This is a genomic window from Arthrobacter sp. AG367 (assembly GCF_007828995.1).
Classification (GTDB): domain Bacteria; phylum Actinomycetota; class Actinomycetes; order Actinomycetales; family Micrococcaceae; genus Arthrobacter.
In genome coordinates this window covers 52,339-75,685 of the sequence record NZ_VIVE01000006.1, presented here as the reverse complement: position 1 = coordinate 75,685, position 23,347 = coordinate 52,339, and the positions used below count along the sequence as shown (strand labels likewise).

The 23,347-nt window shown below is 66.4% G+C and carries 20 protein-coding genes; 8 read left to right on the top strand and 12 right to left on the bottom strand.

All coding sequences use genetic code 11. The features are described from left to right. Window positions 1-18: 18 nt before the first annotated feature. Window positions 19-1,455 carry a hypothetical protein gene (locus tag FB478_RS15480; RefSeq protein ID WP_144601064.1) on the bottom strand — a complete coding sequence of 479 codons (1,437 nt, stop codon included), beginning with the start codon at window positions 1,453-1,455 and terminating at the stop codon, window positions 19-21. Window positions 1,456-1,865: 410 nt separating this feature from the next. Between FB478_RS15480 and acs the strand changes: the two genes are divergently transcribed. After that, on the top strand, window positions 1,866-3,887 hold the full coding sequence (acs, locus tag FB478_RS15475) for an acetate--CoA ligase (RefSeq protein ID WP_144601063.1): 2,022 nt from the start codon (window positions 1,866-1,868) through the stop codon (window positions 3,885-3,887). A gap of 90 nt (window positions 3,888-3,977) precedes the next feature. Continuing rightward, window positions 3,978-4,775, top strand: a complete 798-nt coding sequence (locus tag FB478_RS15470) for a DeoR/GlpR family DNA-binding transcription regulator (RefSeq protein WP_144601062.1) — start codon at window positions 3,978-3,980, stop codon at window positions 4,773-4,775. Here FB478_RS15470 and FB478_RS15465 read toward each other — a convergent pair. Together FB478_RS15465 and FB478_RS15460 are read right to left on the bottom strand one after the other, a co-directional pair. Beyond that, the gene (locus FB478_RS15465) at window positions 4,772-5,794 is read right to left on the bottom strand and encodes a LacI family DNA-binding transcriptional regulator (RefSeq protein ID WP_144601061.1); all 1,023 of its coding nucleotides are present in this window, start codon (window positions 5,792-5,794) and stop codon (window positions 4,772-4,774) included. The genes FB478_RS15470 and FB478_RS15465 overlap by 4 nt on opposite strands. A 10-nt stretch (window positions 5,795-5,804) precedes the next feature. Next, window positions 5,805-7,010, bottom strand: coding sequence for a Gfo/Idh/MocA family protein (locus tag FB478_RS15460; RefSeq protein WP_144601060.1), 1,206 nt, complete (start codon window positions 7,008-7,010; stop codon window positions 5,805-5,807). Window positions 7,011-7,192: 182 nt separating this feature from the next. On the opposite strand from FB478_RS15460, the gene FB478_RS15455 reads away from it, so the two are divergent. The 5 genes from FB478_RS15455 (at window position 7,193) to aroQ (ending at window position 13,463) form a co-directional block, all read left to right on the top strand. Next, the gene (locus FB478_RS15455; protein WP_144601059.1) at window positions 7,193-8,125 is read left to right on the top strand and encodes a carbohydrate ABC transporter permease; all 933 of its coding nucleotides are present in this window, start codon (window positions 7,193-7,195) and stop codon (window positions 8,123-8,125) included. A 10-nt stretch (window positions 8,126-8,135) separates the two neighbouring features. Then, window positions 8,136-9,059: a carbohydrate ABC transporter permease gene (locus tag FB478_RS15450; RefSeq protein WP_018768971.1), complete on the top strand. Its 924-nt coding sequence runs from the start codon at window positions 8,136-8,138 to the stop codon at window positions 9,057-9,059. A gap of 76 nt (window positions 9,060-9,135) precedes the next feature. Beyond that, window positions 9,136-10,482: a sugar ABC transporter substrate-binding protein gene (locus FB478_RS15445; RefSeq protein WP_144601058.1), complete on the top strand. Its 1,347-nt coding sequence runs from the start codon at window positions 9,136-9,138 to the stop codon at window positions 10,480-10,482. Between the two features lie 242 nt (window positions 10,483-10,724). After that, complete coding sequence (locus tag FB478_RS15440; protein ID WP_144601057.1) at window positions 10,725-12,917, top strand: alpha-galactosidase; 2,193 nt, start codon at window positions 10,725-10,727, stop codon at window positions 12,915-12,917. Between the two features lie 81 nt (window positions 12,918-12,998). Further along, the gene (aroQ, locus tag FB478_RS15435) at window positions 12,999-13,463 is read left to right on the top strand and encodes a type II 3-dehydroquinate dehydratase (RefSeq protein ID WP_018768974.1); all 465 of its coding nucleotides are present in this window, start codon (window positions 12,999-13,001) and stop codon (window positions 13,461-13,463) included. Between the two features lie 10 nt (window positions 13,464-13,473). On the opposite strand, the gene FB478_RS15430 is transcribed toward aroQ, so the two are convergent. Next, window positions 13,474-14,658 (bottom strand): MarP family serine protease, encoded by a 1,185-nt coding sequence (locus tag FB478_RS15430; RefSeq protein WP_134164154.1) that lies wholly within the window; start codon window positions 14,656-14,658, stop codon window positions 13,474-13,476. Window positions 14,659-14,853: 195 nt separating this feature from the next. Between FB478_RS15430 and FB478_RS15425 the strand changes: the two genes are divergently transcribed. Then, window positions 14,854-15,531 carry a Crp/Fnr family transcriptional regulator gene (locus FB478_RS15425; protein WP_011775987.1) on the top strand — a complete coding sequence of 226 codons (678 nt, stop codon included), beginning with the start codon at window positions 14,854-14,856 and terminating at the stop codon, window positions 15,529-15,531. Between the two features lie 131 nt (window positions 15,532-15,662). On the opposite strand, the gene FB478_RS15420 is transcribed toward FB478_RS15425, so the two are convergent. The 8 genes from FB478_RS15420 to FB478_RS15385 form a co-directional block, all read right to left on the bottom strand. Continuing rightward, window positions 15,663-17,201 carry an alpha-N-arabinofuranosidase gene (locus tag FB478_RS15420; protein WP_144601056.1) on the bottom strand — a complete coding sequence of 513 codons (1,539 nt, stop codon included), beginning with the start codon at window positions 17,199-17,201 and terminating at the stop codon, window positions 15,663-15,665. 65 nt (window positions 17,202-17,266) lie between these two features. Beyond that, window positions 17,267-18,163, bottom strand: a complete 897-nt coding sequence (locus FB478_RS15415) for a carbohydrate ABC transporter permease (protein WP_018768977.1) — start codon at window positions 18,161-18,163, stop codon at window positions 17,267-17,269. A 2-nt stretch (window positions 18,164-18,165) separates the two neighbouring features. Continuing rightward, window positions 18,166-19,068 (bottom strand): carbohydrate ABC transporter permease, encoded by a 903-nt coding sequence (locus tag FB478_RS15410; protein WP_018768978.1) that lies wholly within the window; start codon window positions 19,066-19,068, stop codon window positions 18,166-18,168. A gap of 26 nt (window positions 19,069-19,094) precedes the next feature. After that, a complete protein-coding gene (locus tag FB478_RS15405; RefSeq protein WP_377204863.1) occupies window positions 19,095-20,360 on the bottom strand; it encodes an extracellular solute-binding protein in 1,266 nt (421 codons plus the stop codon). Window positions 20,361-20,651: 291 nt separating this feature from the next. Then, window positions 20,652-21,650 (bottom strand): LacI family DNA-binding transcriptional regulator, encoded by a 999-nt coding sequence (locus FB478_RS15400; protein WP_026265720.1) that lies wholly within the window; start codon window positions 21,648-21,650, stop codon window positions 20,652-20,654. A gap of 59 nt (window positions 21,651-21,709) precedes the next feature. Then, entirely contained in the window at window positions 21,710-22,621 is a 912-nt protein-coding gene (locus FB478_RS15395; RefSeq protein ID WP_144601055.1) for an NUDIX hydrolase, read from the bottom strand. A gap of 15 nt (window positions 22,622-22,636) precedes the next feature. Continuing rightward, window positions 22,637-23,170: a RidA family protein gene (locus FB478_RS15390; protein WP_018768982.1), complete on the bottom strand. Its 534-nt coding sequence runs from the start codon at window positions 23,168-23,170 to the stop codon at window positions 22,637-22,639. A gap of 1 nt (window position 23,171) precedes the next feature. Beyond that, on the bottom strand, window positions 23,172-23,327 hold the full coding sequence (locus FB478_RS15385; protein ID WP_009359196.1) for a DUF4177 domain-containing protein: 156 nt from the start codon (window positions 23,325-23,327) through the stop codon (window positions 23,172-23,174). Window positions 23,328-23,347 lie beyond the last annotated feature (20 nt).

Below are 23,347 nucleotides of genomic sequence, written 5' to 3'. Positions count from 1 at the left end.
CGTGGCCCGGCCACGGCGTCAGCCGCGCTCGATGTTGCTGAGGTCGCGCAGGACGCCCAGCCGTCCGTCCGTGTGCTGGACCAGGAATTCGTGGCCCCGGTCCTCAAGCGCCAGTACCCAGCCGCCGGGCTCGATCACGAAGGCAGGCGCACCGGTGCGGGGGTCGTAGGCGGTGCGGTGCTGGGCGACGGCGAACCAGAAAGCCTCATGGATGGGCTGCCCGTCGGTCTCGTCATGGCGGGTGGACGGGTCCACCGTCGCGCCGATGGGATGCTCGGAACGGACCTGCTGGTGGACAGCGGTGGCGGCCGGCGGCTCCCACGCTGCCTGCGGAGCGCCCGCGGCGGGGACGGCACCGTGCTGGGTCTCCTCGGCTGCCGGGGCCGGGGTTGAGCCAGGACGGACGACGTCGGCCGCCTGGGTGGGCGGGCCGGCGTCCACATGCGGCGTGCCGGCATCCCGGTCGGCGGCTTCGGGGGCGGTTGATACAGGGGTGGATGATACAGGGCTGGTTGATACAGGGGCGGTTGGCGCCGCGGGGGTCGAGGCAGCCGGACCCGCGACGGTGCCCGCAGCTGGAGCGCCGGCAGCTGGAGCGCCGGCAGCTGCAGCGCCGGTCCCTGCAACGGCAGCCCCGGCATTGGCCACGGGGACGGCGGCAGTGGCGGGCGTGTGGGTGGAACGCGCCGGCGCAGGGTTGGGGCTGGAAGATCCCGGCTCGACGGCGGAGGAACCTGCACCGGCCCCACCGAACAGGGTGGCACCTTTGAAGCCGCCCTTTGACTGGTTGGAGCCGGACTCCGGCTTGGGGGCTTTGGGGGTGCGCGGCTTCCGCAGCGGGACCGCGGCCTCGCGGGCCACAATGTGCGCCGGCGTCTCTGGCCGGTCCTTGAAGTCACCGGAAAGGTACGGCAGGAACCGGCCCAGCACGGTGGCGGCGAAGAGGACGAGCGAGCCGATCAGGCCCACCAGCAGGCTGGTGACGTAGCCGCCTGCAACGGACAGGAAGAAGAAGGCCAGGGCGAAGGAGGCCACAACGGAGGCGAACTGGTCGATCGAGAGCGACCCCACGCGGATCCTCGTGCCGGGTGCCAGGCGGCGCGCCGCGAACAATGCGCTGGCGATCAGCGGCAGGACGATGCCCAGTCCCAGGAAGAACAGGTTGTTGAGGTTCCACAGGTTGTACCGGGCGCCGAAGAGGGGAAGCAGGGACGCGACAAAGAGGATCAGGGTGCCTGCGAAGACGGCCAGGTCGCGCACGGTGAACGGACCGAGGACCGCCTGGTTGGCGTTCGGGTCGATCTTCCCGGAGCCGGCCTTCTGCCCTGCAGCCTGCCCCTTGGCGGCGTTGCCGGCCGGTGTCGCGTGCGCGGATCCTCCCACGGCAGGCCCGGAGGCTCCTGGCCCTGCCTTGGTGTCCGGACCCGTTCGCTGGCCGTAACTCTGCTGGTTCATTCTGCTCTCCTTAGCGTGGCGGCACCGGGCCCGGTCCGGACCCGAAAACTGTGCCGTCTTGACATGCGGTCCGGGCCCGGCAAGGCGCTGTTTGCGCCCGGCCGGAGAGGTCCGAAGTGAAGTCACAATTCCATCTCAGCCTAGTCAACGGCCCGGCCGATCACTAGCTGGGGCAGGCCTCCGGCGGTGCCTGGCGAGTCATGAAGAGACCATTCACCGCATAAAAAATGCCGCTCATGGTCGCCTATGTGACGGGGCACACAGCGGATGCACCGTAAGCATTAGGCTTGGTTGCGGAACAGCTCTTTGCGGTATGCCCGCCCCCGGCTGGAGCCCAATGCCGTGCGATCGGCGGGCCAATGCGGTGGCGGCGTCCCGCGCGGCAAAGATCGATGAATGATGAGGTTCACATGTCCCAGGACACCCCCAGCTCCACGGCTACCGTTCCGTCCGCTTCCGCCCAGCCGGCAGGACAGCAAGGCCACCAGGGCGATGCCTTCGCGAACCTGCTGCATGAGACGCGGGCCTTTCCACCCTCCCCGGAATTCGCGGCCGACGCCGTTGTCACCGCCGCCGAGTACGGGGAGGCGAACGCCGACCGGCCCGCGTTTTGGGCGAAGAAGGCCCGGGAGCTGCTGACGTGGTCCAAGGACTTCACACAGGCGCTGGACTGGTCTGATCCGCCGTTCGCCAAGTGGTTCGTTGGCGGCGAAATCAACGCGGCGTACAACGCGCTGGACCGGCATGTGGAGGCCGGCAACGGCGACCGCGTGGCCATCTACTTCGAGGGCGAGCCCGGCGACACCCGCACCTATACCTACTCCCAGCTGACCGAGGAAGTGAAGAAGGCGGCCAACGCTTTCGAGTCATTGGGCGTTGCCAAGGGTGACCGGGTTGCGGTGTACCTGCCGATGATCCCGGAGGCCGTGATCACGCTGCTGGCCTGCGCACGCATCGGCGCGGTCCACTCGGTGGTGTTCGGTGGATTCTCCGCGGAGGCCCTCCGGTCCCGGATCGACGACGCCGAAGCCAAGCTGGTGGTGACCGCCGACGGCACCTACCGCCGAGGCAAGCCGAGCCCCCTGAAGCCGGCCGTCGATGATGCCCTGGCCCACGATGGCCACACGGTCCAGAACGTGGTGGTGGTCAAGCGCAACGGCCAGGACGTGGACTGGCACGAGGGCCGGGACCACTGGTGGGCGGACACGGTGGGGACGGCCAGCGCAGAGCACACCGCAGTGGGCCACGATTCGGAGCACCCGCTGTACATCCTCTACACGTCCGGTACCACCGGGAAGCCCAAGGGCATCCTGCACACCACCGGCGGCTACCTCACCCAGACCGCCTACACCCACAGGGCGGTCTTTGACCTGCATCCGGAAACGGACGTGTACTGGTGCACGGCCGACGTCGGCTGGGTCACCGGCCACTCCTACGTCGCCTACGCCCCGCTCATCAACGGCGCCACGCAGGTCATGTACGAGGGCACGCCGGACTCCCCGCACCAGGGCCGCTGGTGGGAGATCGTGGAAAAGTACAAGGTCTCCATCCTGTACACCGCTCCCACCGCCATCCGCACCTTCATGAAGTGGGGCTCGGAGATCCCGGCGAAGTACGATCTTTCCTCCCTGCGGGTGCTGGGTTCGGTGGGCGAGCCCATCAACCCCGAGGCCTGGATGTGGTACCGCAAGGTAATCGGCGGCGACAAGGCGCCCATCGTGGACACCTGGTGGCAGACCGAAACCGGCGCACAGATGATCGCCCCGCTTCCCGGGGTCACCGCCACCAAGCCCGGCTCCGCCCAGGTGCCGCTGCCCGGTATCGCCGTGGACGTGGTGGATGAAATGGGCGAGTCCGTCCCCAACGGCCACGGCGGTTTCCTGGTGATCCGCGAACCCTGGCCGGCCATGCTGCGCGGCATCTGGGGCGACCCGCAGCGGTTCAAGGACACCTACTGGTCCCGCTTCGAAAACATGTACTTCGCCGGGGACGGCGCCAAGAAGGACGAAGACGGGGACATCTGGCTGCTGGGCCGCGTGGACGACGTCATGAACGTCTCCGGGCACCGGCTCTCCACCACAGAAATCGAATCCGCCCTGGTGAGCCACCCCGCCGTGGCGGAGGCCGCCGTCGTGGGCGCCACGGACGAAACCACCGGCCAGGCCGTGGTTGCGTTCGTGATCCTCCGCGGCGATGCCGTGAACAACGGCGACGCCACCGTCCAGGAGCTGCGCAACCACGTGGGCAAGGAAATCGGGCCCATTGCCAAGCCCAAGAACATCCTGGTGGTGCCTGAACTGCCCAAGACCCGGTCCGGCAAGATCATGCGCCGGCTCCTCAAGGACGTGGCGGAAGGCCGCGACCCGGGCGACGCCACCACGCTGTCCGACCCCACGATCATGCAGCAGATCGCGGCCAGCCTCCGGAAGTAGCAATACGGCGACGGCGCTTCCCCAGCCGGGGAGGCGCCGTCGCCGTATGCTGGGAGCACCCTTGCCACCCGCGTTGAAGGATCCGCCTCCATGCTGCCTGCCGCCCGACACCAAGCAATCCTGGATGCCGTCCAGCGGGAGCGGGTGGTCCGGGTCTCGGACCTCGCCACCCAGCTTGGCGTCTCGTTGATGACGGTGAGGCGGGACATCGAGCTGCTCGAGGAGGGCGGCAAGCTGGAACGAATCCACGGCGGCGCCAAGCTGCCGGGGGATGCAAGCACGCATGAGCCCGGTTTCGAGCTGAAGTCCACGCAGTTGACCGTGGAGAAGCGCGCCATCGCCGTGGAGGCGGCCGCCCTGGTCCACGAGGGCATGGCGGTCGGCCTGGGTGCCGGCACCACCACGTGGGCATTGGCCAAGGAACTGGTTGGAGGGCCGCGGATCACGGTGGTCACCAACTCTGTCAGGATCGCGGACCTCTTCCACCACGCTGCCTCGTCCGGCTCGGCCCGTTACTCCTCCACCGTGATCCTGGTGGGCGGCGAGCGCACGCCCTCAGACGCCCTGGTGGGGCCCATCGCAACGGGCGCCCTCAAGCAACTGCACCTGGACGTGCTGTTCCTGGGCGTCCACGGGATGGATGCCGAGGCGGGCTTCACCACACCCAACCTGCTCGAAGCCGAAACCGACCGGGCCTTCATGGCAGCAGCGCGCAAGACAGTGGTGCTGGCCGACCACACCAAATGGGGAATGCTGGGCATCAGTTCCATCGCCGCCCTGGATGACGTGGATGAGGTCATCAGCGATTCCGGACTTGGCCCGGAGGCCCGGCGGGTCCTGCAGGAGCGGACCAGGCTGCGCCTGCCCGCCATGCAGTCGGCCGGCTAGGGGCAGCCGCAGGATTGGCGTACGTGCAGTTTGGTGGGAAAGATCCGGTGCCGCGGGGCCTCCCCCCGGCTGGCTCCAACGAGTGCCGCCACGGCAGCCTCCGCCATGGCCGCCACCGGCTGCTCAACGGTGGTCAGCGGCGGCCAGGAGTATTCAGAGTCGGCCGAGCCGTCAAAAGACGCCACGGCAATGTCGCCCGGAACAGACAGTCCCGCTTCATGGATGGCCCGCAGCAGTCCAATCCCCTGCATATCGGACGTGGCGAAGACGGCCGTTGGCCGGTTCACTGACGCCAGGAGGCGTTGCCCGGCCACGTACCCTCCGGGCCGGGTGAAGGCACTGTAGGCAATGGGCCCCTCGGGCAGACCAGCTTCCTGGAGCGCCTGCCGCCAACCTACTTCACGGCCGTCGGTCTCCCCGGAGACGTTGGTTCCCATGGCCAGGCCGATGTTGGTGTGGCCATGGCTGATCAGGTGTTCCACCGCGATCCTGGCTCCGGCCGCCAGGTCCACACCGATGCTGTTGAAGCCCGGGGCGTCACGTTCCTGGTTGAGCAGCACGGACGGGATGTCCGCCGTTTCCAGCGCCTCGAGATCGGGTTCGAAAAGGACGCTGGCCAGCAGGACGCCGTCCACCTGCCGGGCGGCGAGGTTCCGGATGTTGCGGCGTTCCTTGGCCAGGTTTCCGTCCGAGTTGCTCAACACCAGCGCGTACCCCAGGTCTGCGGCGGCATCCTCCACGGCGTGCGAAAACAGTGAGAAGAACGGGTTCGAGATGTCCGGGACGATAAGCCCCAGGGTCTCGCTTGAGCCGAGCTTCAGCGCCCGCGCGGCGGCGTTGGGCCGGTAGCCCAGGACGCGGATGGCGTCCTGGACCTTGGCTTCGGTGGCCGGCGCCACTTTCTTGGGTCCGCCATTGACCACGTAACTGACGACGGCGGTGCTGACGCCGGCATAGCGCGCCACATCCTTGCGGGTCACCGGGCCGCCGCGGGAGGCCTGCGCGGCCGGGGAAGTCATGCTGTCCATGCTAACCACTCATACCCGGCGCATCCCCAAAGTCACGGATGGGAAGCCGTACGCCGTTTTGCAGGGCGGACTGGTGGGCCACGATACCCGGGAGGGTGAAGCGGGCGGCCACCCACGCATTCACGGGCGGCAGTGTGCCGTCATTGACCGCCGTGACGAAGTCGTCCACCAGGAAATGGTGGCTTCCCTCGTGCCCGTTCGGTGCGCCGCGGAACTCCTCAGGCAACCGTCCGGCGTCGTGGACGGGAGCGAGTCCCGACACGAATGCGTCCCGGAGTTCCGGGGCCACGTTGGCCAGTGAGGGATCGTCCAGGGACATGCTGGGCCGGGTTTCCATCTGCTCGGAGATGTCGTGGACATTCTGTTTGTCCTGCCAGACGGTGACCCTGGCGAGCTGTTCAAAGCTTGCCTCCGTGCCAAAAAACCGGAAGCGCGATTCGCGGATGTGGGACGGATAGCCCACGCGGCGCATCTCGTTGGTGCGCATCACGCCGCCGTCGTTCAGTTCAAAGAGCGCCGTGGCGTTGGAGAAGTCATTGCCGAACATGCTGACGTCCTTGTCGAATACCCCGTCGTCCCGCTGGTCCTTGACGCCCACGCAGCTGACGCTGACGGCGTGCGCCGGGATGGCCCCCAGCACCCCGCCGATCGCATGGGTGGGGTAGAGCATTGGCGGGTAGCTTGCCGTCTCCTTCCACCGCTCGCCCCCGCTGTACTGGTAGGCGTCATAAAAGCCGAGGTCCATGTCGTGGACGTAGTCGCCTTCGGAGTAGAAGACCCGGCCAAACCTGCCGGCCGCCTGCTGTTCGCGGGCATACACGGTGGCGGGGTTGTAGTAGCTGGTCTCACCCATCATGTACACCTTGCCGGTGTCCCGGATGGCCTGGATGATGCGGGCGATCTCCTCTTCGGCAACCGCCATGGGCACGGCTGAGTAGACGTGCTTGCCGGCGCGGAGAGCACGCTCCACCAGGGGTCCGTGCGTCCAGCGCTGGGTAAAGACCGCCACGGCGTCGACGTCGGAGGCCAGAAGGGCGTCAAAGTCGGGCACGACGCCGGCAAGATCCAGCCTTCGGACCACGGATTCAGCCCGCTCCGGCAGCTCGTCCACAACATAGACCGCACTGACGCCGGGATGCAGGTTGAACAGGTGTGCGAACTGGCTGCCGAACTGGCCCGCGCCCACGATGCCGATGGAGAACGTCATTGTTTGCCTTCCGATTGAAGTTTCTCCGAGTGTTTCACCCGCATCTACTCGAGTCAATATCCAGTCACTGGCGTAATTGCCCTGGTTTTGAAACATTGAAATAAGCCCTTGCCGTCCAATATCTACTCGTGTAGATTTCTTTCCAGCCTGTTACTTCCATCACACTCAGGAAAGGGTCGACGATGACCACCCTTACCAGGAACGCCAGCCCGGCAGTGCACCCAGCGCACCGGCCGCTGAAGCGCCGGGGACAGAGCGACCTGAAGATCGCATTGTTCTTCATAGCCCCGGCGATGATCGGATTTATCGTTTTCTACCTGGTGCCCACCCTGCGGGGCATCTACCTCAGCTTCACCGAATACAGCATCCTCGGCGACCCGACGTGGATCGGTGCCGCCAACTATGAGGCCATCGCCAAGGACCCCCTGTTCTGGAATGCGCTGGCTGTCACCGGGCAGTACGTCCTGATCAACATCCTCCTCCAGACCACGCTCGCACTGGGGCTTGCCCTGCTGATGCACCGGGTAGCCAAATCAACCGTGATCCGCGGCGCGCTCCTGCTGCCGTACCTGATGGCGAACGTGATCGCCGCCCTCCTCTGGTTCTGGCTCCTGGACTACCAGATCGGCATCGTCAACTACTTCATCGACGCCATCGGCCTGCCCAAGGTGGCATTCTTCGGCAGCGAGGAATGGGCCATCCCCACCCAGGCCCTCATCAACACCTGGCGGCACATGGGCTACACCGCCCTGCTGCTGTTCGCCGGCCTGCAGGCCATTCCCAGCCACGTCTACGAAGTGGCCAACCTGGACGGCGCCTCACCCTGGCAAACATTCCGCAAGATCACCATGCCGCTGCTGCGCCCGGTGCTCGCGCTGGTCCTGATCGTCACCGTCATCGGTTCCTTCCAGGTGTTCGACACCGTTGCCGTCACCACCCTGGGCGGACCCGTCAATGCCAGCCGGGTGCTGCAGTTCTACATCTACCAAAAGGCCTTCACGGAATCGGACTTCGGCTACGGCTCCGCCCTGGCGGTCATCCTCTTCGTCATCCTCGCCCTGGTGGCCTTCATCCAGATGAAGTTCCTCAAGGGCAACGAATCAGACCTGGATTAAGGACACTTCCATGACCACCGCAAAAGTCTCCGCACCCGCCCGGCCCGCCACCCGGCGTCGTCCGTTCAACTGGCGCCGCACCGCCGCCTGGTTCCTTGTGGCCATCGCCGTGGCCGTCTCGGTCCTCCCCTTCTACTGGATCCTCCGGACGGCACTGTCCACCAACGGGGCCCTGGCCGGCAACGCCACCAACCTGCTGCCCGCAGAATTCAGCCTGGGCGCATTCCAGCGCGTCTTCGGCCTGCAGTCCCCCGAAGAGGCAGTGGCCCAGGGCGGATCCGGCGCGCAAATCGACTTCTGGATCTACCTGCGCAACTCCGTGCTCTTTGCCTCCATCACCACCACCGGCGCAGTGTTCTTCAGCGCCATGGCCGCCTACGCCTTCGCCCGGCTGCGGTGGCGGGGACGGAACCTGGTCTTCAGCCTGTTCCTGGCCACCATGATGGTGCCGCCGATCTTCACCGCGCTGCCCAACTTCCTCCTGATCAAGAACCTGGGCCTGCTCAACACCATGGCGGGGCTGGTACTCCCCTACATCTTCATGACCCCGTTCGCCATTTTCTTCCTCCGGCAGTTCTTCCTGAACATGTCCCGCGAGGTGGAGGAAGCGGCAATGCTCGACGGCGCCAAGCACCTTCGGATCTTCTTCCAGATCATCCTGCCAAACGCCGCAGCCCCCATCGCCACCCTGGCCCTGCTCACCTTCATCGGCCAGTGGAACGAGTACTTCTGGCCGCTGCTGGTGGGCCAGGAGGAGTCCGTCCGCGTCCTCACGGTGGGCCTGGGCGTCTTCAAGTCCCAATCGCCGCAGGGAGCGCCGGACTGGTCCGGCCTTATGGCGGCCACGCTGGTCTCCGCCCTTCCCGTCCTGATCCTGTTCGCCGTCTTCGGCAAGAAAATCGTCAACTCCATCGGCTTCTCCGGCATCAAGTAATCACCCCTTCCCTCGAAATTCCCCCTCCCGGCGCGCGCCACGGCGGCCTGCCCGGAAGCACCCTGAAAGGACCCCCATGAACCTGAACAAGAAAGCACTCGGCTCCCTCGCAGCAGCCGCGGCAGCAGTCCTGGCCCTCTCCGCCTGCGGAGGCGGCGGCTCCGCGGAAGCCGGCAAGGGCGAGATCAACTACTGGCTCTGGGACGCCAACCAGCTCCCCGCCTACAAGCAGTGCGCCGACGACTTCCACAAGGCCAACCCGGACATCACCGTCAAGGTCACCCAGCGCGGCTGGGACGATTACTGGGGCACCCTGACCAACGGATTCGTGGCAGGCACCGCCCCGGACGTCTTCACCGACCACCTGGGCAAGTACCCCGAATTCATCAAGAACAAGCAGCTGCTCGCCCTGGACGACGCCGTCAAGAAGGACAACATCGACACCGGCATCTACAACTCCGGCCTGGCGGACCTCTGGGTGGGCCAGGACGGCAAGCGCTACGGACTTCCCAAGGACTGGGACACCATCGCGCTGTTCTACAACACCAAACTTGCCGCGGACGCCGGCGTCACCCCGGAGCAGATGGCCAACCTGACGTGGAATCCGAAGGACGGCGGTTCGTACGAAAAGACCATCGCCCACCTGACCGTGGACAAGAACGGCAAGCGCGGCGACGAGCCCGGCTTCGACAAGAACAACGTTGCCGTCTACGGGCTCGGCCTCAACGGCTCCGGTTCCGGCCAGGGCCAGACCGAATGGAGCTACCTGACCGGCACCACCGGCTGGACGCACACGGACAAGAACCCGTGGGGCAAGCACTTCAACTACGACGACCCCAAGTTCCAGGAAAGCATCGACTGGTTCGCCGGGCTGGTGGAGAAGGGCTACATGCCCAAGCTCGAAACCACGGTGGGCGCCAGCATGGCCGATACCTTCGCCGCCGGCAAGTCCGTCATCAACGCCAACGGCTCCTGGATGATCGGTCAGTACACCGGCTACAAGGACGTCAAGGTGGGCATCGCCCCCACCCCGGTGGGTGTCAACGGCAAGCGCGCCAGCATGTACAACGGCCTGGCGGACTCCATCTACGCCGGCACCAAGAAGCCCGAGGCCGCCATCAAGTGGGTCGAATACCTCGGCTCCGCCGCCTGCCAGGACGTGGTGGCTTCCAAGGCCGTCGTCTTCCCCGCCATCAAGACCTCCGCAGACAAGGCCGTGGAAGCCTTCAAGGCCAAGGGCGTGGACGTCACCCCCTTCAGCCAGCAGGTCAAGGACGGCACCACGTTCCTCTACCCGATCGCTGACAACGCCGCGAAGGTTGACGGCATCATGAAGCCGGCCATGGACTCCGTGGTCTCCGGCAAATCCAAGGCCAGCTCCCTGACGGCCGCCAACGGCCAGGTCAACGCCCTCTTCAAGTAGCCCCCGCACGTGGCTGCGTATGTGGTCGCAGCCACCCGGCCGGGGGGCGCCCGCCCCCCCCCCCCCCCGCCGCCCCCCCCCCCCCCCCCCCCCCGGGGGGGGGGGGGGGGGGCCCCCCCCCCCCCCCGGCCGGGTGCCGCCGTCCCCTCCTCGCGGCGGCGGCACCCGGCCTCCCCTTCCCGTGATTTTCCTTTTGCGCGTTCGTGACGACGCAATCCCTGAACACTGAAAGAGACTTCCCTATGGATCCCTTGCACCTCCGTTCCGCCGGCACCAGCCTGGTGATCAGCTTCGACAGCGGAGAGGCCGAAGTCATCCACTGGGGCGCCGAGCTGGGCGCAGACCTGCCGGACCTGGCCATCCTCACGGCTGCGGTGCCGCCCTCGTCGATCGACGTCCGCGTTCCCGCGGGCCTCCTCCCCCAGGCTTCCTCGGCCTGGCGCGGGCGCCCGGCCCTGCGTGGCCACAGGATCACGGACAGCGGCGCCGGCCTGGACTTCTCCTCGCGCCTCCGCGTCACCTCCGTCAGCACCGAAGGATCCTGCGCCACCATCGTGCAGGCCGACGGCGACACGGGCCTGAGCGTCGCCACGTCCCTTGCGCTTCATGCGGGCGGCCTGCTGGAACTGCGCCACACCATCACCAATGAGGGAACCACGCCTTTCCAGGTGGACGAGCTGGCGACCGTCCTGCCCGTGGCACCGGACGCCGTCGAACTCCTTGACCTGACCGGGCGCTGGTGCCGCGAGCGGCATCCCCAGCGCCGCCCCATCCAGCAGGGCACCTGGGTTCGCACCGGCCGGCACGGCCGCACCGGCCACGATTCCTCCCTGCTGTTCGCCGCCGGCACCAAGGGCTTCGGCAACCGGCACGGCAGGGTGTGGGCCACCCACCTGGCCTGGAGCGGCAACCATGAACAGTTCGCCGACACCATCGGCGACGGCCGGACCATGATCGGCGGTTCCGAGCTGCTGGGTCCCGCCGAAGTCATCCTTGAACCAGGTGCCCGCTACACCACCCCCGCTTTGTTCGCCGCCTACTCCGACCACGGCCTGGACGGCATTACCGAAGCGTTCTACAGCTGGTTCCGCTCCCGTCCCCACCATGTCCTGCCCGCCGCGTCCACCGGCCTGCCCGCCGGCAAGCCGCGGCCCGTCGTCCTCAACGTCTGGGAGGCCGTCTACTTCAACCACAACCTGGACATCCTGACCGAACTGGCGGAATCGGCCGCCGACCTCGGCGTGGAGCGCTTCGTGCTCGACGACGGCTGGTTCCGCGGCCGCCGGGACGACCATGCAGGCCTGGGCGACTGGTACGTGGACGAAACCCTGTGGCCCAACGGCCTGGCCCCCCTCATCGACGCCGTCACCTCCCGCGGCATGGAGTTTGGGCTGTGGGTTGAACCGGAGATGGTCAACCTTGACTCGGACATCGCGCGCGCCCACCCTGACTGGATCGTGGGCCCGTCGGCGAAGGCACACAAGGACGGCGGCCGGCTGCCCCTGGAGTGGCGCAACCAGCACGTCATCGACCTGGTGAACCCGGACGCGTGGCAGTACATCTACGACCGGATCGACGGGCTCCTGTCCGGCAACAACATCAGCTACCTGAAGTGGGACCAGAACCGCGACCTCGTGGAACACGGCCACGCCGGCGCCCCTTCCGTCCACGCGCAGACCCTCGCCGCGTACCGGTTGTTCGACGAGCTCCGCAAGGCACACCCCGGCGTGGAGATTGAAAGCTGCTCCTCCGGCGGCGCGCGCGTGGACCTGGGCATCCTGGAGCGGACCGACCGGATCTGGGCCTCGGACTGCAACGATGCGCTGGAACGGCAGACCATCCAACGCTGGACCGGCGCGGTGGTCCCGCCCGAGCTGGTGGGCAGCCACATCGGCCCCACCACGTCGCACACCACCGCCCGCACGCACGACCTGTCCTTCCGGGCCATCACCGCCCTGTTCGGCCACTTTGGCATGGAATGGGACGTCCGGAGCGTCCAGGGCAAGGAGCGCGACGAACTTCGGCGCATCGTGGGCCTGTACAAGGAACACCGGGACCTGATCCACAGCGGCCGCCGGGTCCACGCGGACGTCGCCGATGATGCCTTCCTGCTGCACGGCGTGGTGGCGGACGGGTCCATCGCGGACAGCACGACGGCGGCCCTGTTCGCCGTTGTGGGCACGCGCACCTCTGCCGCGGAGCAGCCCGGACGCATGGGCCTCCCCGGCCTGGAGCCGGAGCGGAATTACCGGATTGAGGTCCTCGCCCCCGTCCAGGAGGACGCCGACTACGCGCACACCTTCACCCAGGCGCAACCGCCGGCGTGGCTTGCCGGTGGAGCCGTTGCCAACGGCCGTTTCCTCGCGGAGGTAGGGCTGCCGATGCCGGTGCTGAACCCCGAGCATGCCCTGCTGCTGAAGGCGACGGCCCTCTAAACAGCCATCGGACCCCCTGCCCGCCGCGCATCCGGACGTAAGAATGCGCGGCGGGCAGGGCCAACCGATAGATTTGCAGGCATGACTGAAGCCTCCTCCACCGTCGAAGCCGGCCGCGGCACCATCCTGGTCATCAATGGCCCCAACCTGAACCTGCTGGGTACGCGGGAGCCGGAGAAGTACGGCACCTCCACCCTTGCCGATGTGGAGCGGCTGGCCGCTTCCGCCGGAGAGCGGCACGGTTTCGCAGTGGAGTGCGTCCAGTCCAACCACGAAGGCGTCCTGCTGGACACCATCCACGCCGCCCGGGGCACCGCGGTGGGCATTGTCCTGAACGCCGGCGCCTTCACGCACACGTCCGTGGCTCTTCGTGACGCCCTGGCCGCCGTGCAGGTGCCCACCGTCGAGGTGCACATCACCAACGTGCACCAGCGCGAGGAATTCCGGCACCACTCCTACCTGTCGCCGGTCTGCGCGGCGGTGATCGTTGGTGCCGGGGTGTTCGGCTACAAACTTGCCATCGACTACCTGGCCGAGGTCCTGTAGCCGGGAGCCGCTACTTCTGGATGCACTGCCCGGAGGAGACGGGTGTGGACAATGCGGGTGCCTGCTCCGCGACCGGGTCAAGATCGTTCATGGTGATGGCGAACCCCACCTCGGCGTCAGAGGTTGCCTTGGCAAAGACCACCCCGGCCACCTGGCCGTCAGTGGTCAGCAGCGGGCCGCCCGAGTTTCCCGGCTGCACGTCCCCGGCAAGGCGGTAGATGTCCTCCGGGGACGGGTTGTTCCCGTAGATGTCCGGGACCAGGACCGTGGCAATGTCCTGCACGGTGGCGGGCTTGGACTGGAAAGGCCCGCCGTGCGGGTACCCGGCGAACGCGGCCTGGCTGCCGCCGGGCAGGTCGCGGCTCAGCGGCAGCGGCCGGGACGGCAGGTTGTCCACCGCCAGGACCGCCAGATCCCGCTTGGTGTCGAAGTAGACCACGCGGCCGGGCATCGCACCGCCGTCGGGCATCTCCACTACCGGCTGCGACACGCCCGCAACGACATGGGCGTTGGTCACCACGCGGTCCGGGGAAACCACGAAGCCGCTGCCGGTCTGGTTCTGGCCGCATTCGTAGGCAGTGCCGGCGATCCTCAGGACGGACTGCGCCGCTTTGTTCAGCGCCGGAGTGTTGGTGCTGGTGTTGGGCACCTGGACCGCCTGGCCCTGGTCCAGCCCTTCGATCAACGTGGGAATGCCGTTGCCGATCACGGTGGACCGCAGCTGCGCCATGGTGGCCTTGACGGGGGTGGGGGTGAGCCCGTCGATGAAGCGGATCACCTTGGACTCGGCCAGCTGCTGGGACACGAAAGGCACGCCCAGGGAGCTGACGCTGAACGCCAGCATGGACATGACCAGCGCGGAGACCACCAGGTTCAGCGCCCCGCCCACCAGCCGGTCCACCGCCCGCAAGGGACGGATCCGCACCACGCCGCGCAGTTGCCGCCCGGCCATGGTGCCCAGGCCATGTCCCACGGCCATCAGCACGACGGCGGCAGCGATGATGGCGGTAAGCCTCCACCCGGAGTCCTCGACAAAGGTGCTGACGAGGGGGACGGCAAAGAATGCGGCGATGGCACCGGCAGCAAACCCGGCGAGGCCGCCGACAGTGACCAGGAACCCGTTGCGGAGGCCATAGATCAGGTATGACAGCAGCGCCAGGATCAGGACGATGTCCAGGACAGTCAGGCCGACCACAAAGGCTCCTTATTTACAGTTGAACCCCCATTCTAGTGGCGGACGCTGACAATCTTCTGTGGCGTGCACCGCCCTCCGGCAGACCTGCATTCGGTTGCCCGCAGGCGTTTCGGCTGCCAAGTTCGTCACAGAACGTTGAAAATTCTGAAACAATGGCACAAGCGCCACAGCCGATACTTTTACTCAGGAGATTTCATGGACATCGAGGTACTGCGCCGAGCACCCCTTTTCGCCACGCTCGACGACGACGCATTCCGGCTGCTGACGGACGAGCTCACCGAGGTGGACCTGTCCCGCGGCGCTTCGGTGTTCCGCGAAGGTGACCAGGGTGACCAGCTGTACTTCATCGTCTCCGGCAAGGTAAAGCTTGGCCGCACCTCGCCCGACGGCCGTGAATCGCTCCTGGCCATCCTCGGCCCGGGCGAGCTCTTTGGTGAGATGGCGCTGTTCGACCCCAGCCCCCGCACCGCCACCGCCACCGCGGTCTCCGAAACCCGGCTGGCCGGGCTGAAGAACGAGAGCCTGAACGCCCTGCTGCGCACCCGCCCGGAGGTTTCGGCCCAGCTGCTGCAGGCCCTGGCCCGCCGCCTGCGCCGCACCAACGACTCCCTCTCGGACCTTGTGTTCTCCGACGTCCCCGGCCGCGTGGCAAAGGCGCTGCTGGACCTGGCGGACCGCTTCGGCCGGCCGGCTACCGACGGCGTCCTGGTGGCCCACGAGCTCACGCAGGAAGAACTGGCGCAGCTGGTGGGCGCCTCCCGCGAAACGGTCAACAAGGCCCTGGCCGAGTTCGTCCAGCGCGGCTGGCTGCGCCTCGAAGCCCGCGCGGTGGTCATCCTGGACATGCAGCGCCTCCGCCAGCGCTCCCGCTAGGACCAACAAAAACCAGAACCAAGAAATACCAAGCCCAACAAAAACCAGGCCCAACAGGAAAGGCCGCCCCTCGGGGCGGCCTTTCCTGTGCCTGACCTTTTGTGCCTGACCTTTTGTGCCTGGAACGTGGGTCAGTTCTTCGCCACGTCCAGTTCCACCACAGCCCACGACAGGGCGGGAAGTCCCAGCCGGAGCTCAGATCCGGTTGCCTTGGCTCCCTCAAGCGGCTTCAGGCCCACCCGGTCGGGTTTTTCCTGGTTGTTGATGGTGAAGCGGTCGCCGCCTTCCGGGATCTCGAGCACCTCCGCCCTGACCACCCGCCGTGCGTCGAAGCCCCGCAGGCTGACCTCCACGTCCGCGGCCTCTTCCAGGCCGCGGTTGGCCAGGAACAGGGCCACGCGGCCGGTTTCCTCGTTCCAGGTGGCGCTGACATCCACCAGGTCCGTGTCACCAAACCGGCTGTTGGCGTACTGGTCCGAGTCCACGGACAACCGCAGGATCTGGCCCTTGGCCAGCTCTGCCATCCGGGCGAACGGGTGGAAGATGGTCTGGCGCCAGGCCGGGCCGTTCTCCTCGCTGAAGATCGGGGCGATCACGTTGACCAGCTGCGCCTGGTTGGCGATTTTGACGCGGTCGCCGTGGCGGAGCAGCGAGTTCAGCAGGGTTCCCACCACCACGGCATCCGTCACGTTGTACTTGTCCTCGATAAGCCGGGGGTGCTCGCGCCAGCCGGCCTTGGCGACGTTGCGCAGCTGGTCCTCGGTGTCCCGGCCGCGCTGGTACCAGACATTCCATTCGTCGAAGGAAAGGTTGATGTGTTTCTTGTGCTTTCCCTTCGCCCGGACGGCGTCGGCGGTTGCGATGACTGACTCGATGAAATAGTCGGTGTCGACTGCGCTGGCGAGGAAGCTGCCCACGTCGCCGTCGTGCTCCTGGTAGTAGGCGTGGAGGGAGACGTAGTCCACCTCGTCGTAGGCATGGGTCAGGACAGTCTGCTCCCAGGCGCCGAAGGTGGGCATGCCGGAGTTGGAACTTCCGCAGGCCACCAGTTCAATGTCCGGGTCCACGAAACGCATGGCCTTGGCGGCTTCCTGGGCCAGACGGCCGTATTCCTCTGCGGTCTTGTGGCCGATCTGCCACGGCCCGTCCATCTCGTTGCCCAGGCACCAGAGCTTGATGTTGAACGGATCCTTGTGGCCGTTCTTCGCGCGGAGGTCGGACCAGTAGCTGCCGCCGGGGTGGTTGGCGTACTCGACGATCTCGCGGGCCGCGTCCACTCCCCCGGTGCCCAGGTTGATGGCTTCCATGATTTCCGTGCCGGCCTGGCGGGACCAGTCCACGAATTCGTGGAGGCCGAACGCATTGGTCTCCACGGTGTGCCAGGCGCCGTCCAGCCGGCGGGGCCGGTTTTCGCGGGGGCCGATGCCGTCTTCCCAGTTGTAGCCGGAGATGAAGTTGCCGCCCGGGTAGCGGATGACGGTGGCGCCGAGTTCCTTGACGAGTTTGAGGACGTCCTGCCGGAAGCCGTTTTCATCCGCTTCAGGGTGGCCCGGTTCGTAGATGCCGGTGTAGACGCAGCGGCCCATGTGCTCCACGAAGGAGCCAAAGAGGCGTCGGGGGACTTCGCCGATGGTGAAGTCGCGGTCGAGGGTGATCCGTGCGCGGGACATGTGGGACATCTCCTTGGTTGTGGTTGGTTCGCAGGTGTGGGTCTGGATGGGCGGAAGGTGCCGGCTCAGGTTCCGGCGAGGCCCGTCGTCGCGACGCCCTTGATGATCTGGCGCTGGAAGAAAAGGAACACGAGGATGAGCGGCAGCGCCGCGAGCAGGGCGGACGCCATGTTCTGCGCGTACTGGATGCCGTAGGCGCTCTTGATGGTTTGCAGGCCCACCGGGAGGGTGAGCAGCGAGGCGTCGTTGGTGGCGATGAACGGCCACAGGAAGTTGTTCCATGCGCCGATGAACACAAAGATGGCGACGGCGGCCAGGATGGGCCGGGACAACGGCAGGATGATCTGGGTGAAGATCCTCATGCGGCTGGCACCGTCCATCACCGCGGCCTCCTCAAGTTCGCGGGGAATCTGGTCGAAGAACTTCTTGAGTACGAACACCATGGCCGGGTGGATGACCTGGGGCAGGATGATGGCCCATGAGGTGTCCACCATGTGCAGGGCGAGCATCTGGTAGAAGAGCGGAATGATCAGGACCGGCGGCGGGACGATGATGGAGGCGATGATCACCGTCATCAGCACCTTCTTGCCCTTGAAGTCGATCCGGGACAAGGCGTAGGCCACGAGCGCCGAGATCACCAGGGTGATGGCCGTGATGGCGGCCGAGGTATAGAGGGAATTCCACGTCCAAAGCGGGATGTTTCCGTCCTGGAAGACCTTGACGAATGCGTCGGCAGTAAAGCCCGACGGCGGCAGCCAGCTGACCTTCGGAGCTGCGGCATCCGTCTCGCTCTTGAAGGCGGTGGCGGTGGCCCAGGCGAACGGGACCAGCCACAGGACCGCGATGGCCGCGGCCACCACCAGGGTGGCGATCTTGCCCGGGGTCATCGTCTTGCGGGGCTGGCGGGTTTCCTGGCTGGTGTTGGTGCCTGGTCGGGGCCGGCTGATGGTCTGGGTTGCCATGGTTATGCACTCCTGCGGCGGGTGATGACGAACTGCATGACCGAGACGACCACGATCAGTCCGAAGAAGATGTAGGAGATGGCTGCGGAATAGCCCAGCCGGTAGCCGGTGAACCCGGTTTCGAAGATGTACTGCACCACCGGCCTGGTGGACCCTCCGGGCCCGCCGGCGGTCATCTGGTACACCTGGTCGAAGATCTTGAGCGAGGCAAGGACCTGGAGGAGCACGATCATCACGGTGGTGGGGCCCAGTTGCGGCAAGGTGATCGAGAAGAGCTGGCGCCAGGCTCCGGCGCCGTCGAGGGATGCCGCCTCATAGTGCTGCTGCGGGATGTTCTGCATGGCCGCCAGGTACAGCAGGAAGTTGAACCCCACCGTCCACCACAGCGTGGCAATGACGATGGCCCACATGGCCACGTTGGGGTCGTTGAGCCAGGCGACTTTGGGGATGCCGATCCTGGACAGGGAATCGTTGATGAGGCCCAGCTGCGGGTTGTACATCCAGCTGAAGAACAGCGAAACGACGGTGGACGCGAGCAGGTACGGGGCAAAGTAGGACAGGCGCCACAGCCACTGCGCCGGCAGGCCGGCGTTGAGCAGTGCCGCCATCACCAAAGCGACCAGCACCAGCGGGACCGTGCTGATGACGGTGAAGTAGAGGGTGTTGCCGAGCGAACGCCACATGTCGGCATCGGCGAAGGCTTCGGCGTAGTTCGCGAAACCGATCACGCTGTCGTTGGCTCCGGTAAGGGATTTGCCGGTGAGGCTCATATAGATGCCGTAAAGAACCGGCCACACCAGGAAGACGACGAAGAAAGCCAGGAAGGGCGCCGCAAACCCCCAACCGCTGAGGTTGCTCCTGGCGAGGCTCCCGGTCCTGCGCCGGGCTGCTGGTGAAGAACTCATGAAGGACTCCTTTGTCGCTCGGGCGGTTAGACCGGATTTGGCCGGGAAAGAAGGGTGTTGGTGCGCTTTTCGAAGGCGTCCCATCCGGCCGCTGCCTTGTCGCGGCCTAGGAGGACGTTTTGGACGTTTTCGGCAAAGTAGGTCTGCCAGTCGGAACCGGAGCCGCTGAACCAGGCTTCGGGATCGTAGGCAATGACGTCCGCGGCGTTGGCGTAATGCACCTGCGGTGTGAGGGCCTTATACGCCTGGGACTGGACCACGGGCTGGTAGGCGGGGATGTGTCCTGCCTCCGCCCAGGACAGCGATCCTTTGAGGATGTCGCTGACGAACTTGTAGACATCGCGCCGCTTCGTATCGTCCACGTTCAATTGCCGTGGCAGGACGAAGGAATGCGAGTCCGCGTACGCGGCCGGGGTGCCAAAGAGCGTGGGGATCGTTGCAGCGTCCACCGGGAGGCCTGCCTTCTTCATGGTCGGCAGTTCCCAGACGCCGCTGAACAGCATGCCCGAGCCGCCGCGGGCGAATTCCGCGATGCCGGTGCTGATGTCGCCGCTCTTTGCCGCAATGGTGTCGTCGAAAAGCGATGCCATGAATTCCAGCGACTCAATGGCGGCGTCCCGGTCAACCTTCATCGGCTGGCCCGGCGTCAGCGTCATGTCCGCGCCGTGCTGCTTGTAGAGCGTGTAGAACAGCCGCCACATCTGCGATCCGCTGCCGAGGTAGCCAAAGGACAACCCGTGGGCCTGCGTGACCTTCTGCATTTCCTTGGCCATGGCCATGAACCCCTGCGGGGACGTGACCTCCTGCAGCTGCCCGTTACCACCCAGGACGCCGGCCTTGCGGGCAATGTCCGTGTTGTAGAACATGATGAACGGGTGCGAATCCAGGGCGATGGAAAACACCTTGCCGTCCTGCTGGCTCTTCTGCCAGATCCGCGGGGCAAAGTCGGCGCCGGTGACGCCGTGCTCTGCCAGCAGCGAGAGGTCCCAGGGCTCAATCAGGCCGCCCGGGGCGTAGCCCGGGACACGGCTGGCGTGCATGATGGCCAACTCCGGCGGCCGGCCGCCGGCCGAGGCCATGGCGAGCTTGGTGTAGTAGGGCGGGCCCCACGCAAGGACGGTCGGGTGCACCTTGAACCCGGGGTTGGCTTCGTTCGCCTTGTTGATCATGGCCTGCATCTTGATGCCGTCGCCGCCGGACAACAGATGCCAGAACTGGATGTCCCTGGCGGCCGCTGCGGAGGCATTCCCACCGCACCCTGCCAGGGCCGCCGCAGCAATGACGCTGCCCATTGCTGCGGTTCCCGACAACAGCTGCCGTCTCGACAGCTGCCTGCCTGCGAAAAAATCAAACTGCTTCACCCGTCACTCCTTTGGATGGGTCCGCTGAAAGTCATTCCCGCGCCACAAACCGTTGCTGCCGCATGCTGGGCAGCCATGCCCCGCGGGGCCCCCGGTGTGACGCACGCCTCACATTACATCGATGTAATGGCCACCGCAATGGATAATTGTTAGCGTTCGCAAAGTGACCCGCCACTCTCGATTAGGGCTCCCGCGCCAGGATCCCGGTCGGAGGGCAGGAGCCTAGGAGGTACTCTGCCGTTCCACGATCCGGTAATCGATGGCCACTACCTTCTGCGGGCCCTCACGGTCGGCCATGCGCTCGGTCAGGAGGCGCAAGGCCTCCCTGGCCACCTGGCGCTTGTCAAAGGAAACGGTGGTCAGCGACGGCACTGCATACCTGGCGTCGGCGATGTCGTCGAAGCCGGCTACGGCCACGTCGTCGGGCACCCTGATGCCCCGCTTCCACAGCACACTGAGGGCCCCGATGGCCATGGAGTCGGTGAAGCAGAACAAGGCCTCGGGCAGGGGATGCGAGTCAAGGTAGGTGGACAGCGCTTTCGCCGCCGTATCCGGGCTCCACTTTTCGCAGGGGATGATCAGTGAGTCATCCCAGCCAATGCCAAGTTCTTCGAGTGCAGCCTGGTACCCACGGGTGCGGAGGACGGCCGCCGCCGAGCCCCTGCCTTCCGCGGCCCCCAGCACGGCAATACGGCGCCTGCCGGTGCTGCCCAGCGCCAGCGTCATGTCCCGTGCGGCGGCAACACTGTCCACCCATACACGGTCAGCCAGTTTCTGCGTCACCTCACCCAGCAGGACCACCGGAGGCAGGGCAACCCCCACCTTCACGGCACTCTCGTCCAAAACCACGGGGTTGAGGATGAGCCCGTCGATGAGGTTGGACCGCGCCCGCGACATCAGCTCGTATTCGCGCGTGGGATCGGACCCCGTCTCCTCGATCTGCACGCTCCACCCCTGCTCGTGGGCCACCTCCACCACGCTGTGTGCGATCTCGGCGGAGTACGGCGTGGCCAGATCGGGCAGGGCCAGGGCGATGACGCCCGACCTTCCGTTGCGCAGTCCCCGGGCAGAGAGGTTGGGAACGTAGTCCAGTTCCGCCATGGCCTGCTCCACCTTGATCCTGGTGGGGCCGCTGACCGGAACAATGCCGTTCATGACGTTCGAGACGGTCTTTGGCGAAACCCCTGCGAGGCGCGCTACGTCCTTGACCGTTGCGCGCAAAGGCGCCCCCTTGCTCCCGGTGTGGCTTTGGTGAAGATTTTACCCGGCTCCGTGGAGCGTCAGCGTTCGCGCTGGTGGTCCCCCGCCACGGTCTTGGCAGCCTCGACTTCGAGCATGAGCCTGCCGTCCTCTTCAACCAGGGTTGGCTGGTAAACGTGGGGCTTGCGCTTGTAGCTCAGGTAGGCAATGCAGCCGTTGGCCGCGGCCATCTTCTCGAGCATGATTTCGGAACCCGGGACCAGCAGTTCGCCCAGCGGGCGGCCCACCGTGTTCTCCTGGCCTGCCTCGTCGCCCAGCGCCGTGGAGTTCCGCTCCTGGATCACCTGCGCGGCGTTGACCCACCTGCCCCACACGCCCTTGCCGTCCAGCAGCGAAGGTTCCTGGCCCAGCGGCACCGTGGCGGCGAAGTAGCGGGTGTCGAAGCGGCGGTGCGCGAAGTCGGGGCTGCGCCAGTTGACGAGGGACTTGAGCAGGTCGGTGCGCAGGGAGAGCCCGCGCTTGCCCAGCACCTGGGCAAGCGTCTTCTCCTGGTCGGCCACCGCCACGCGTGCCCGCATCCACTCGGACGTGGACGTGGCCTCCACCGTGCTGGACATGTCGGGACCGGCCAGGAGCACGCCGGTCTCCTCGAAGAGTTCCCGGATGGCGCCCCCCACGTGGCGGCGGGCCAGCCCGACGTCGTCCGTTCCCATCTGCTCGGCCCAATGCTGCGGTGAGGGTCCCAGCCAACCCATGGCGTCGTCGTCGGCCGGGTCAAGGGACCCGCCGGGGAACGCCAGGACGCCCAGCGGCGAGGAGCCTGGCCGGTAACCCAGCCAAGTCTCCAGGCCGGTGGGTGAATCACGCAGGAGGACTACGGATGAGGCGTAGCGCGCGGCCCGGGGGGTGCGCTCGCCGTGTTCGAGCCAGCTTTGCGCCGCCCCTTCAAGGTCTTGGGGAAGTGCAAAAAGGCGTCGTGCGAGGTGCGGCAAGGGAAGTGTCCGGTCTTAGCTGAATTCGGCAATGAGCTCGACCTCTACGGGAGAGTCGAGCGGAAGAACGGCAACGCCGACGGCGGAACGTGCGTGCTGCCCGGCGTCACCGAGGACGCGGCCCAGCAGTTCCGAGGCACCGTTGACGACGGCGGGCTGGCCCGTGAACGAGGGATCCGAAGCGACGAATCCCACCACCTTCACGATCCGGGTGATCCGGTCCAGGTCCCCGATGACGCTCTTGACGGCAGCCAGGGCGTTGACGGCGCACACCGCTGCGAAGCGCTGCGCGTCCTCCGGGGAAACGGTGGGCTCGTCGGCGTACCCTTCGGTGCCCGCGGACACCTTGCCCGTAGCTTCGAGTTTGCCGTTAATAAACGGCAACTGGCCCGAGGTGTAGACATGGCTTCCGGAGACGACGGCGGGAACGTAGGAGGCCACCGGGGCGGCGACCTCGGGCAGGGTGATGCCGAGTTCCGCGAGGCGCTGCTCGACGGCGGATACGGGCGCCGCTGCGGCGCTGGACTGGGCTTCTGCGGGGGTGCTCATGCTACTGCTTCTCCCTTTTGAGGTAGGCGACAAGGCCGTTGCCGTCAGGTCCGGGGACTACCTGGACGAGCTCCCAGCCGTCCTCTCCCCACTGGTCCAGGATCTGCTTTGTGGCGTGGATAATGAGCGGAATCGTCGCGTACTCCCATTTGGTCATGAAAGAAAGCGTAGCCCTTG